The organism is Desulfoferula mesophila, assembly GCF_037076455.1.
In the GTDB taxonomy this organism is placed as follows: domain Bacteria; phylum Desulfobacterota; class Desulfarculia; order Desulfarculales; family Desulfarculaceae; genus Desulfoferula; species Desulfoferula mesophila.
In genome coordinates this window covers 3,204,729-3,217,566 of sequence record NZ_AP028679.1, presented here as the reverse complement: position 1 = coordinate 3,217,566, position 12,838 = coordinate 3,204,729, and the positions used below count along the sequence as shown (strand labels likewise).

Sequence of the window (12,838 nt, the reverse complement as noted above, 5' to 3'; positions counted from 1 at the left end):
CACTAATTATGATAAAAAGATAAAATAACTAAAAATAATTTGACAAAATGCGCACTCATGGTCAGCATAGGGGCCAGAAGGCCGGGACGGTCCGTATGGCCGACTGGGGGTGGGCATGAAGCTCGACGACATCAACCTGATGCTGGTGCGGCACCTGCGCGAGGGACGCAAGTCCCTGGGGGTGATCGCCAAGGCCCTGGGCATCACCACCAACACCGTGCGCTCGCGCCTGGCCAAGCTGGACCAAGACGGGGTGCTGACGATCCGGGGTTTGGTGAACCCCGACCAGATCGACGGCCATATGCTGGTGGTCATCGGCATCAAGCTGGCCACCCCCCGGCTGGTGGACGGCGCGGAAAAATTCAACCAGCTCAAGGGCGTGGCGTCGGTGGTGGTGGTCACCGGGCGCTTCGACCTGCTGGTGACGGTGCTGCTCAACGACCAGTTCGGGCTCACCGAGTTTTACGCCGAAGAGGTGTCCAAGATAGACGAGGTGCTCTCCACCGAGACCTTCGTGGTTTACAAAAACCTCAACTGTCATGTGCCGTATGTGCTCTAATTAATAGTAACCAGCAGGTATTTCAGCGGGAGAGCGCCGCCGGTCCGCCAGAGGGCCGGGGCCGCCGAAGGTGCAAGGCCCCATGGGCCGAAACTCTCAGGCAAAAGGACCGCTGAAAACGCGACTCCTGGAGAGTGCCGGGCCAACCGGCCGCCGAAGGAGCAAGCCCTACGGGGCGAATCTCTCAGGCCCAGCAACAGGAGGAACCTCTAGACGGGCGCCCTTGGCAACAAAGGAGGAACCTTCCGTATGACGGCCAAAACTCCCCTGCACGACTGGCACGCCGCCCATGGCGGCAAGCTGGTGGACTTCGCCGGTTGGCGGCTGCCGGTGTCCTACGGCGATGGGGTCATCGCCGAGCACCTGGCCACCCGCAAGCACGGCGGCCTGTTCGACATCAGCCACATGGGCCGCTTCGCGGTGACGGGCCCCCAGGCCCAAGCCTGGCTGGCCTCGCTGCTCACCAACGACCCGGCCAAGCTGATCCCCGGCAAGGCCCAGTACACCCTTATCTCCAACCAGTGGGGCCAACCCCTGGACGACGCCTATCTCTACCAACAGGCCCCGGAGCGCTACCTGCTGGTGGTCAACGCGGCCAACCGCGACCAAGACCGCCGCTGGCTTCAGGAGCGGCTGGGCGAGGGGGTGGAATTCGTGGACCACAGCCTCCGCCTGGCCATGCTGGCGGTGCAGGGGCCGGAGAGCGAAACGCTGCTGGGCGAGTTGCTGGACGAGCCCTTGCCTCCGGCCGGACGCAACCACGGCGCCTTCAACCGCATGGGCGGGGTGGAGATGTACGTCTCGCGCACCGGCTACACCGGCGAGCCGCTGAGCTTCGAGTTGTTTTTGCCCTGGGAGGCGGCCGGGACGGTGTGGGAGCGGCTGGCCACCCAGGGCGCGCCCCTGGGGGTGGTGCCGGTGGGCCTAGGGGCCCGCGACACCCTGCGCCTGGAGGCCGCCTTGCCCCTCTACGGCCACGAGTACGGCCCGGATCGCCCCATCCTGGAGATGCCCACCGCCCGCCTAGGGGTGGATCTCAAGCCGGGGCGGGGCGAGTTCCTGGGCCGCGCCGCCCTGGAGACCCAGGCCGCGAGCCTGTCTAAGCGGGTGCGGGCGGTGGTGGCCTTGAGCAAGGGCATGATGCGCGAAGGTTCGCCGGTGCTGGTGGGCGGCCGGGAGGTGGGGGCCATGACCAGCGCCACCACCGTGCCCGCCTGGCGCTTTGCGGGCGAGGCCCCGGGCGATGAAAGCTATGTGCGGCCCCTGGGCCTGGCCCTGCTGGACAGTGAAGTAGGGGAGGGGCAGGAAGTGGAAATCGTATACCGCAAGCTGACCCTGCCCGGCAGGGTGGTCAATGCATTCACCCGGCCCAACGGCCGTTATCTGGAACCGATCCAGTTCGATGGAGGTATCAAGTGAGCGAAGCGAAAAAGGCGCCCGGGGGCCTGTACTACACCAAGGAGCACGAGTGGGTGAAGCTGGAGGGCGAGTTGGCCGTGGTGGGGCTCACCGACTATGCCCAGGATCAGTTGGGCGACATCACCTACGTGGAGCTGCCCGAGGTGGAGGCCGAGGTGGAGCAGATGGGCGAGATGTGCGTGGTGGAGTCGGTGAAGACCGCGGCCGACGTGTACGCGCCCCTGGGCGGGGTGGTGGCCGAGGTGAACTCCGCCCTGGAGGACCAGCCCGAGCTACTGAACCAGGACTGCTACGGCGCGGGCTGGCTGGTGAAGCTCAAGGGATTTGACCAGGCCGAGCTGGACAACCTCATGGACGCCGCCGCCTACGGCCAGCTTCTGGCCGAGGGAGAGTAGGGCCATGCGTTTCACCCCCCACACCCCCGAGGACCGGGCGGCCATGCTGGCGGCCTTGGGCCTGGGCTCGGTGGAAGAGCTGTTCGCGGTGATCCCCGAGCCGCTCAGGGCCAAGAGCTGGGACCTGCCGGCGGGCATGAGCGAGCCGGAGGTGAGCCAGTATTTGGCCAAGCTGGCCGGGCTCAACGCCCAAAACCTGATCAGCTTCTTGGGCGGCGGTTTCTACGACCACCACATCCCGGCGGCGGTGGACGCCCTGATCAGCCGGGGTGAGTTCTATACCGCCTACACCCCCTACCAGGCCGAGATGTCCCAGGGCATCCTGCAAAGCATCTTCGAGTACCAGAGCGCCATCTGCCGCCTCACCGGACTGGACGCGGCCAACGCCTCGCTCTACGACGGGGGCACCGCCCTGTACGAGGCGGCCATGATGGCAGTGCGCAAGACTCGGCGCAAGAAGCTCATCGTGTGCACCTCGGTGAGCCCCATCTACCGCATCATGCTCGAGACCTACACCGTGAACCTGCACCTGGAGCTGGTGGAGGCCGACGTGTCCGACCCCGCTGCCCTGGAGGGCCTGCTGGACAACGACACCGCCGGGCTCATCCTCCAGAACCCCGATTTCTTCGGGGTGCTGCACGACTACACGCCCCACTTCGCGGCGGTGCACGGGATCAAGGGCCTGGGCATCCTGGGCTGCAACCCCATCGCCCTGGCCGTGGCCAAGACCCCGGCGGAGATGGGCGCGGACATCGCGGTGGGCGAAGGCCAGCCCCTGGGCCTGCCCCTGTCCTTCGGCGGCCCCTATCTGGGCTTCATGGCCGTAAGCCAGGCCCTGCTGCGCACCATGCCCGGCCGCATCGTGGGGCGCACCCACGACGCCCAGGGCCGGACCGGCTACTGCCTGACCCTGCAGACCCGCGAGCAGCACATCCGCCGGGAAAAGGCCACCAGCAACATCTGCTCCAACGAGGCGCTGTGCGCCCTGGCCGCGGTGATCTTCCTGGGGCTCATGGGCAAGAAGGGCCTGGTGGAGTTGGCCGAGCTGAACATGACCCAGGCGGCCTACGCCCGGACGCGCCTCACGGACATTCCGGGGGTGGAGGCGGTGGACCAGGGCCCCTGGTTCAACGAATTTCGGGTGCGCCTGCCCATCGACGCCCGCGTGGCGGTGAGCCGCATGATCGACAAGGGTATCGCGGCGGGCTTCCCCCTGGGCCGCTACTATCCCGAGCAGGCCAACAACCTGCTGGTGGCGGTGACCGAAAAGCGCTCCAAGGAAGAGATCGGCTATTTGGCCGAGGGTCTGGAGGCGGTGCTGTGAAAACCATATACGAGATAAGCCGGCCCGGCCGCCGGGCGGCCTCCTTGCCCTGCTCGCGGGTGGATGAGAGCTTCTGCCAGATGAGCCAGCTTCCCCCGGAGCTTAGGCGGGCCCAGCCCGCCGAGCTGCCCGAGGTGGCCGAGGTGGACCTGGTGCGCCACTACACCCTGCTGTCGCGCATGAACTTCGGGGTGGACGTGGGCACCTATCCCCTGGGCTCGTGCACCATGAAGTACAACCCCAAGTTCACCGAACAGGCCGCGCGCCTGCCCGGCTTCGCGGGGCTGCACCCCCTGCTGCCCCAGCTCCGGCGGGGCGGGCTTTTGGCCCAGGGGGCGCTAAGGGTGATCCACGAACTGGAGGATCTGCTCAAACAGATCACCGGCATGGACGCCTTTACCATGCAGCCCCTGGCCGGGGCCCACGGCGAGCTCACCGGCATCATGCTCATGGCCGCCTATCACAACGACAAGGGCAACCAAAAATCGCTGGTGCTGGTGCCCGACTCGGCCCACGGCACCAACCCTGCCTCGGCGGCCATCGCGGGCTACGAGGTGGTGACCGTGCCCTCCAAGGGCGGAGTCATGGACCCCGTGGCCTTCAAGGAGATGCTAAACGACCAGGTGGCCGGGGTGATGATGACCAACCCCAACACGGTGGGCCTGTTCAACCCCTACATCGCCGAGATCGCCGAGGCGGCCCACCAGGCCGACGCCCTGATGTATTACGATGGGGCCAACCTCAACGCCATCATGGGCATGGCCAAGCCGGCGGACCTGGGCTTTGACATCGTGCACCTGAACCTGCACAAGACCTTCGCCACCCCCCACGGCGGCGGCGGACCGGGGGCCGGTCCGGTGGGCGTGGTGGAGCGCCTCAGGGACTACCTGCCCATATCCCGGGTGGAGATGCGCCCCGACGGCACCCTGTTCCTCAACTACGACCACCCCAAGTCCATTGGCTACGTGGCTCCCTTCTACGGCAACTTCGGGGTGTGCCTCAAGGCCTTTGCCTACATCCTGGCCCTGGGCGGCGAGGGGCTCAAGGAGGTGAGCCAGGACGCGGTGCTGGCGGCCAACTACCTGCGGGTCAAGCTGGGCGACAAATGGCAAGTTGCCTTTGACAAGACCTGCATGCACGAGGTGGTGTTCAGCGCCGAGGACAAAGTGGCCGACCACGGCGTCTCGGCCCTGGACGTGGCCAAGGCGCTCATCGACGCGGGCTTCCATCCGCCGACCATCTACTTCCCCCTGGTGGTCAAGGAGGCCCTGATGATCGAGCCCACCGAGACCGAGTCCCTGGAGAACCTGGACGCCCTGGTGGCGGCCATGGGGCGCATCGCCGATATGGCCGCCTCCGACCCGGAGGCCCTGCACGCCGCGCCGGTGAGCACCCCGGTGGGCCGTTTGGACGAGGTGAACGCGGCCCGCCATCCGGTGTTGCAAGAGCCGGAGGCCTAGAGCCGGCCGAGCCGCGCGCCCAAAAAAATTTCACCATCGCCGGATGCCGATTCCTACCGCGGGGTCGGCATCCGGCTTTTTTGCCTGGTGAGGCTTTTCTTCTGCGCCCAGCCGGGCAGGGGACACGGCCCCGAACGGCGCTAGCTTCTCTCCTTATTTCGCAAAGTAACCGCCCGGCCGAACCGGCACTCGCCCATGTCCGGCCCGGTTTACATTTTTGGCAAGATAGCGCCCTGAACAAAATAAGAAAAAATAATGAACAAGCTTAAATAATTCTAAAAACAAAAAAATGAACTATATAACCAAATAAGTATTGCGACGGCTGTCAAGCTGTAGCATGATTAGCTATCGACGAGCCCGGCCCGGCTTCGGGTGATCCCTCTGGGCCGGTCGTCTCGGCGGGAAACCATGGAGATGCCATCGATGGCCAGGTCCAAAACCAACCAGCGCGGCGGCAAAGCCCCCATACCCGCCTATTACAAGCTCCAGATGGAGTTGCTCAAGGGCATAGAAAACGGCCGCTGGGCTCCGGGCGAGGCCATCCCGCCGGAGCGCAAGATGGCCGAGGACTGGGGGGTCAGCCTGGGCACGGTGAACCGGGCCCTGGCCAACCTGGTCAACGAGGGCTACCTCAAGCGCATTCAGGGCAAGGGCACCTTCGTGGCCGGCACCACCATCCCCCGGGAGAGCGTGCGCTACACCCGGCTGCGGCGTGATTTCGGCGACCCGGACCCCCGCTTCAAGATCCAGGTGCTCAGCCTGGCGGAGGTCCCTTCCTTCGAGCCGGCCAAGCGTTTGCTCAAGATGCGCGGGGCGGGCAAGCTGTGGGAGGTGCGGCGGCTTTTCGTGAACCGCAAGGGCCCCCTCATGTATTTCATCTCCTACCTGCCGCAGCGCTTGTTCAAGGACCTGGACCAGGTCATCGCCCCGCTCATGGAGAAAATGACCCTCTACGAGGGCATAGAGAAAAAATACGGCCTGCCCACCATATTCAACCAGGAGCTGTTCAGCGCCGTGGCCGCCGACAAGGACGTGGCCAAGGTGCTGGGGGCCAAGGTGGGCGCGCCGGTCCTCAGGATCGAGATGCTTTCCTTTACCTACAAGGAAAAACCTTACGAATACCGGGTCAGCTACTGCATCACCGACGAAAACAAGATGTTCCGGGAGATGTAGGGCCGACGCTGTGTCGCGGGAGAAGAAATGGCTTACGACTATCCAGTAATCAACGCCGACGTGGTCGTGGTGGGAGGCGGCAGCGCCGGAGTTATGGCCGGCATCCGGGCCAAGGAAGTGGCCCCGGATCAGGAAGTGATCGTCTTGGAAAAGGGCGACGCCAAGTACTCCGGCTGCATCGCCCGGGGCATGGACGCCCTGAACATCGTGGCCGTGCCCGGCGTGGCCACCCCCGAGCTCTACGTGGAGTCCAATCGCATGGCCTGCGAGGGCATCATGGACGAGCCGGTGAACTACCGCATGGCCGAGCGCTCTTGGCCCCTGATGAAAAAGCTCATCGACTGGGGGGTGTGCTTCCCCACCGACGACAAGGACGAGTACGAGATTCTTCAGGTGCACCCCAAGGGCCGCTTTTGCGTGACCATGAAGGAGCCCGAGCTCAAAGCCATCCTGCACCAGCGCCTGGTGGCCGGCGGAGCCAAGGTGTTCAACCGCACCATGGCCGCCGAGATCCTGGTGGAAGAGGGCCGCGTGGCCGGGGTCATCGCCATGAACGTGCGCACCGGCGAGGTTATGGTAATAAGGGCTCCCAGCGTCATCCTGAGCGCCGGGGGCACCGCCCGCTTCGGCCTGCCGGCCAACGGCAACCTCTACGGGGTCTACGACTTCCCGGGCAACACCGGAGACGGCTACTGCCTGGCCTACCGGGCCGGGGCTGAGCTGAGCGGCTTGGAGTACACCCTGTACTACTACATCACCAAGGACATCAACGCCCCGCTGCTCTACATCACCCTGACCCGCGGAGCCCATCTGCTCAACGCCTTTGACCAGCGCCGCGACAAGGAGCACCCCTCCATCAAGAGCATGTGCATGGAGGACTTCTTCGATCGCTCCGGGCCCCTGCGCATCCGCATGGATCATTTGCCCGAGGACAAGATCAAGGAGATCGAGGAGATTCTCTTCACCACCGAGCGCCCGGCCTGCGAGCGCTTCCACGCGGGCCGCGACAACGACTTCCGCACCGGCGAGATAGAGCTGTGGCCCACCGAGGTGTACCTCTGCGGTGGCCACGGCATGACCGGAGTGCGCATCAACGAGCGCGGCGAGAGCAGCCTGCCCGGCCTCTACGCGGCGGGCGACACCTCCCTGTGCGCCCGGGGCCACCTCTCCGGGGCCTTTGTCTACGGCGAGATCTGCGCCGAGAGCGGCAGCGAGTTCGCCAGGGAGCACGGGTTGACGGACTATGACTCGGCCAAGGTGGACGCCTTCCTGGCCCGGCGGGAAAAGCGCCTGGCCCAGGGAACCAACCCCATCGCGGTGGAGGAGTTCGAGTTCAAGGTGCGCCGCATCATCACCGACTATCTCACCCCGCCCAAAAACGAGTACAAACTCAAGCGGGTGCTGTGGTGGATGGACCGCTTCCGGCGCGAGTTGGACGAGATGGTCTACGTCAAGGACATGCACGATTTGTTCAAGACCTACGAGGTGGCCAACATCATCCAGTGCGCCACCCTGAGCGCCACGGCCTCGCTGGAGCGCACCGAGAGCCGCTGGCTGCCCTGGCACTATCGCACCGACTTCCCGGAAAAGAACGACGAGCAATGGCTTAAGCACATCGTGCTGAGCCAGGGCGAAGGCCCCGGCGAGGTCAAGATTCAGCACAAAGACATCGTGAAGATGCAGGGTTAAGGAGGGTCGTCATGCGAATCAATCTGCTAGAGGCCCTTTCGGACAACATCAAGGTCAACAAGGACAAGTGCACCGCCTGCGGGGTGTGCGTGGATACCTGCATCCTAGACAACCTGCGCCTGAAGCTGGCCCCCTGCCGCCAGGCCTGTCCCCTGGGGGTCAACTGCCAGGGCTACGTGCAGCTCATCCTGCGCGGCGAGGACGCGGCCGGGCTGGAGATGGTGGGCCGCACGCTGCCCTTCCCGGGCATCCTGGGCCGCCTGTGCTCGGCCCAGTGCGAGGCGAGCTGCGAGCGCAAGAAGCAGACCGGCGAGGCGGTGGCCATCCGGGCCCTCAAGCGCTACCTGAGCGAAGCGGGGGGCGAGATGCCCCTGCCCGAGCGGGCGCCGGAGACCGGCAAGCGCGTGGCGGTGGTGGGCTCCGGCCCGGCGGGCATGCTGGCCGCCTGGGACCTTGCCGTCAAGGGGCACACGGTCACGGTGTACGACGCCCAGTCCGAGCCGGGCGGCATGCTGCGCTGGGCGGTTCCCGCCTACCGTTTGCCGCTGGAGGTCCTGGGCGCCGAGTGGGGCCGCTTGGAGGCCCTGGGGGTTTCCTTCCAGGGCAACACCGCCCTGGGCCGCGACTTCACCCTGGAGCAGCTCAGCGGCGACTACGACGCCGTGGTGCTGGCCCTGGGCTGCCCTGAGTCCCGCCGCCTGGGCGTGGAGGGCGAGGACGCCCAAGGCGTGTACCACGCCCTGGATCTGCTCAAGGCGGCGCGCGGCGACGATCCGCCCAGCCTGAGCGGCAAGGTGGTGGTGATCGGCGGCGGCGAGGTGGCTCTGGACACCGCCCAGACCGCCCTGCGCCTGGGCGCGGAGTCCGTGACCGTGGTGAGCCTGGAGGATCGCCAGGGCATGCCTGCCACCCCCGAGGCCCTGGCCCTGGCCGAGGCCGAGGGCGTGGTGCTGGACGGCTCCTGGGGCCCCACCCGCATCCTGACCCAGGACGGCGCGGTGAGCGGCCTGGAGCTAAAGCGCTGTCTGGCGGTCTTGGACAACGAAGGCAACTTCGCTCCCAGCTATGACGAGTGTCAGCTCAACACCATGGAGGCCAACGCGGTGATCGTGGCCATCGGCCAGGAGCGCGAGGCCTCGCTGCCCGGCGGCCCCGGCTCCTGCGATCCGCTCACCCTGCAGACTCCGGTGGCCAACGTGTTCCTGGCCGGCGACGCGGTGGGCGGCCCCAGCACCATCGTCGAGGCCATGGCCTCGGGGCGCCGGGCGGCCGAGAGCGCCCATCGCCTGGTAAGCGGCGAACACCTTACCTACGGCCGGGAGTACCCCGGACCGGTGGAGACCGAATACGAGATCGACCACAGCCGGGGCTCGGACGCCGCGCGGGCGCAGATTCCGCTGCGCAGGCTGAGCGGCGCGGGCGACTTCGCCGAGGTGGAGCAGTGCCTGAGCCCCGAGGACGCGCGCGCCGAGGCGGGCCGTTGCTACAGCTGCGGAGCGCCCTTCGGCAAGTTCCGCACCTGCTGGTTCTGCCTGCCCTGCGAGGTGGAGTGCCCGCAGGAGGCCCTGTGGGTGGATATTCCCTATTTGCTACGCTAGGGGAGCCAAGCTTCCCCTGACTGGATCGAAGGCTTTTTAACGTACCGGGAGGAAAAGAATGAAAAAGTTAATGGCGGCTGTGACCTGCTGCCTGGCCTTGGCCCTGATGGCCGTGCCGGCGCTGGCCAAGGACTACCCCACCAAACCCATCACGGCCTACATTCCCCTGTCGGCCGGCGGCACCTCCGACGTGTTCGTGCGCACCATCGCGCCCCACATGGAGAAATTTTTGGGCAAGCCCCTGGTGTTGGTGAACAAGCCCGGCTCCGGCGGCGCGGTGGCCATCGCCACTCTGGCCAAGGCCAAGCCCGACGGCTACACCTTCTCCTGGGCCAACCTGCCCACCCTGGTGACCATTCCCCAGATGCGCAAGCTGACCTACGATCCCAAGGAGCTGGTCTACATCGCCTCGCCGATGCACTATGACTACATCCTCTACGTGGCCAAGGACTCGCCCTACAACAGCCTCAAGGAGCTCATCGACTTCGCCCGCAAGAACCCCGGCGCGGTGACCTACGGCACCCCCGGCCTGGGCACCACCAACCACCTGGGCGTGGCCTGGCTGGCCAACCACGAGAAGGTCAAGATGACCCCCATCCCCTTCAAGGGCAACCCCAAGTCGGTGGCCGCGGTGCTGGGCGGCCACGTGGTGGCCTGCAACACCTCCACCACCGCCTCGGTATCCGCCTATAAGGGCGGCAAGCTCAAGCCCCTGGTGGTCATGAGCGCCAACCGCATCCCCTTGACCCCGGATACCAAGACCCTCAAGGAGCTGGGCTACGATTTCGCCCAGTTCTCCTGCATGGGCGCGGTGTTCCCCAAGGGCACCCCCGAGGCCATCCGGGCCAAGATCGAGGCGGCCATCAAGTACGCCGTTTCCCAGCCCGATGTGCAGAAAAAGGCCAAGGATGAGCTGTACGTGAGCATCGACTACCTGGACGGCAAGAAGTACCGGGAGCTTTGCAACCAGTACTGGGGCATCTGGGGCGGCATCCTCAAAGAGGTCGGCCTGAAGAAGTACTAGAGACTCGGGCGCCGTCGCGCCTGGTCCAGACTGCTTAACACTACATAGACGGCGGGCCGGTCCGGTTGGGCCGGTTCGCCTTACGAGGGATTCCATGAACGCGCGGTCAGAGCTGTCCCTAGCCCTGGTGCTCATCGGTTTCAGCTTGCTTAACTACTTCTATTTGATACCCACCCAAGTGGTGGCCGAAGGCTCCTCGCCCGTTTATCCCGCCCTGATCAACACCATGCTGCTGTGCTTTTCCCTGGCCTATCTGGCCGAGGGCGTGCGCTGCTGGCGCAAGGAAAAGGCCGCCCAGGGAGAAGGCGGCTCCTGTTCCACGGGCGGCGGCAAGCTCATGGCGCGGCCCCTGATCCTGCTGGTGGTGACCGGTGCCTGGGTGTTGAGCATGGACCTCCTGGGGTTCCTCATCTCCACATTTTTCTTCCTGCTCATCGCCTCGCGCATTTTCGGTTCCAAGAGCTGGAGCAAGACCATCATTTTGAGTTTGGTCATGCCCCTGATCATCACCTTCGTGTTCCGGGGACTCAACGCCGTATTGCCGGAAGGGCCGGCCGAGGAATTAATCAACTTGCTTTTGGGCTGAGACGGACGGGCGGAGTAACCTCATGGGCGAAATATTTGGTCATTTGTGGGAAGGGGCGGTATACGCCCTGTCGTTATGGAACCTGCTGGCCATCGTGGTCGGATACTTTGTCGGCATCGTCGCCGGGGCGATTCCGGGAGTCATGGCGGTCACCGCCATGGTGCTCATTCTGCCCTATACCTTTACCCTGGAGCCCTTGTTCGCCATATCCCTGTTGATGGGCATCTACAAGGGCGGGGCCTACGCCGGCTCCATCACCGCCACCCTGTTCAACATCCCCGGCACCCCCGAGGCGGCGGCCACCGCCCTGGACAGCTATCCCATGTTCAAGCAGGGCATGCAAAGGCGCTCCCTGGAGATCGCCCTGTGGGCCTCCCTGATCGGCGGCACGGTGAGCAACCTGTTGTTGGTGTTCACCGCTCCGCCGCTGTCCGAGGTGGCCCTGCGGTTGGGCCCGGCGGAGATCGCCGCCCTGATCCTGTTCTCGCTCACCGCGGTGATCACCCTGTTGGGCGACAGCCGCATGGACATCTGGAAGGGCTTCATCTCCATAACCATGGGGCTGATGCTGGCCATGGTGGGCCTGGACAACATGAGCGCCTCGCGGCGCTACGTGTTCGGCGTGGAAGACCTGGACAACGGGGTGCCCTTCGTCTTGACCATCATCGCCCTGCTGGCCCTGTCCGAGGTGTTCATGCAGGCCGAGCGGGTGGGCACCTTTACCCTGGGCGACGCGACCGACGCCGTTACCAAGATCATTCCCTATAGCTGGAAGCAACGCTGGCAGGATCTGAAGATTTGCGCCAAGGATCTGATCCGCTCTTCCCTGGTGGGCTCGCTCTTGGGCGCCCTGCCGGGCATCGGGGCCACCACCGCCGCCTTCGTGTGCTACGGCGAGGCCCGGCGCTCGGCCAAGAAAAACGCCCGCTTCGGCAACGGCGACCCGCGGGGCATCGCCGCCCCGGAGGCGGGCAACAACGCGGTGGCCGCCTCTTCGCTGATACCCCTGGTCACCCTGGGCATCCCCGGCTCGGTGGCCGCGGCGGTGATGTACGGCGCCTTCATGATCCAGGGCATGATCCCCGGCCCCATGCTGATGATGGAGCACCCGGAGATCATCTACGGCCTGTTCGTGCTGCTCATCGTCACCGACTTCCTGGGCGCCTTCGTGGTGGCCCTGCCCTTCATCTCGGTGGTGCAGAAAATCTTCAAGAACCTGGATTACGCCCTGTTCTTTCCCGGGGTGATCGTGTGCTGCGTGGTGGGGGTCTACGCCGAGGAGTTCAACGTCTTCAACCTGCGCATCTTCCTGGTGCTGGGTTTCGTGGGCTACATCATGCGCAAGATGGGCATGTCCATTCCGCCTTTTATCCTGGCCTTCATCCTGGGGCCCATCCTGGAGCGCAACACCCGCACCGCCCTGTTGCTCAACAACGGCAGCCCCACGATTTTCGTGCAGAGCCCCGTGGCCCTGGCCCTGATCATCTTGGCCGTGGCCGCCCTGGGCTGGTCCCTGTGGCGCAAGGCCCACGGCGGCAAGAGCGTCTTGGACGTGCCCGACCAGTTCAAGCACTAGCGACAAAAAACCTGCCCCGGGGGCTTAGCCGCTCC

The 12,838-nt window shown here is 65.4% G+C and carries 11 protein-coding genes and 2 riboswitches; all 11 genes read left to right on the top strand.

The features are described from left to right. Positions 1-115 precede the first annotated feature (115 nt). Entirely contained in the window at positions 116-559 is a 444-nt protein-coding gene (locus tag AACH32_RS14750; RefSeq protein WP_338601057.1) for an Lrp/AsnC family transcriptional regulator, read from the top strand. A 16-nt stretch (positions 560-575) separates the two neighbouring features. Further along, a riboswitch (glycine riboswitch) is annotated at positions 576-681 on the top strand. Between the two features lie 2 nt (positions 682-683). After that, a riboswitch (glycine riboswitch) is annotated at positions 684-762 on the top strand. Positions 763-808: 46 nt separating this feature from the next. Then, positions 809-1,978 carry a glycine cleavage system aminomethyltransferase GcvT gene (gene gcvT / locus AACH32_RS14745; RefSeq protein WP_338601054.1) on the top strand — a complete coding sequence of 390 codons (1,170 nt, stop codon included), beginning with the start codon at positions 809-811 and terminating at the stop codon, positions 1,976-1,978. Next, positions 1,975-2,373 (top strand): glycine cleavage system protein GcvH, encoded by a 399-nt coding sequence (gene gcvH, locus AACH32_RS14740; protein ID WP_338601051.1) that lies wholly within the window; start codon positions 1,975-1,977, stop codon positions 2,371-2,373. The genes gcvT and gcvH overlap by 4 nt, the downstream gene beginning before the upstream one ends. Positions 2,374-2,377: 4 nt before the next feature. Next, complete coding sequence (gene gcvPA, locus AACH32_RS14735) at positions 2,378-3,697, top strand: aminomethyl-transferring glycine dehydrogenase subunit GcvPA (protein ID WP_338601048.1); 1,320 nt, start codon at positions 2,378-2,380, stop codon at positions 3,695-3,697. Then, a complete protein-coding gene (gcvPB, locus tag AACH32_RS14730; protein WP_338601045.1) occupies positions 3,694-5,157 on the top strand; it encodes an aminomethyl-transferring glycine dehydrogenase subunit GcvPB in 1,464 nt (487 codons plus the stop codon). The genes gcvPA and gcvPB overlap by 4 nt, the downstream gene beginning before the upstream one ends. Positions 5,158-5,580: 423 nt before the next feature. Beyond that, the gene (locus tag AACH32_RS14725) at positions 5,581-6,330 is read left to right on the top strand and encodes a GntR family transcriptional regulator (RefSeq protein WP_338601043.1); all 750 of its coding nucleotides are present in this window, start codon (positions 5,581-5,583) and stop codon (positions 6,328-6,330) included. Positions 6,331-6,357: 27 nt separating this feature from the next. Further along, positions 6,358-8,019: an FAD-binding protein gene (locus tag AACH32_RS14720; protein ID WP_338601040.1), complete on the top strand. Its 1,662-nt coding sequence runs from the start codon at positions 6,358-6,360 to the stop codon at positions 8,017-8,019. An 11-nt stretch (positions 8,020-8,030) separates the two neighbouring features. Then, complete coding sequence (locus AACH32_RS14715) at positions 8,031-9,617, top strand: FAD-dependent oxidoreductase (RefSeq protein ID WP_338601038.1); 1,587 nt, start codon at positions 8,031-8,033, stop codon at positions 9,615-9,617. A 58-nt stretch (positions 9,618-9,675) separates the two neighbouring features. Further along, a complete protein-coding gene (locus AACH32_RS14710) occupies positions 9,676-10,641 on the top strand; it encodes a Bug family tripartite tricarboxylate transporter substrate binding protein (RefSeq protein WP_338601035.1) in 966 nt (321 codons plus the stop codon). A gap of 94 nt (positions 10,642-10,735) precedes the next feature. Further along, entirely contained in the window at positions 10,736-11,227 is a 492-nt protein-coding gene (locus AACH32_RS14705; RefSeq protein WP_338601032.1) for a tripartite tricarboxylate transporter TctB family protein, read from the top strand. Positions 11,228-11,249: 22 nt separating this feature from the next. After that, complete coding sequence (locus tag AACH32_RS14700) at positions 11,250-12,803, top strand: tripartite tricarboxylate transporter permease (protein ID WP_338601030.1); 1,554 nt, start codon at positions 11,250-11,252, stop codon at positions 12,801-12,803. Positions 12,804-12,838 lie beyond the last annotated feature (35 nt).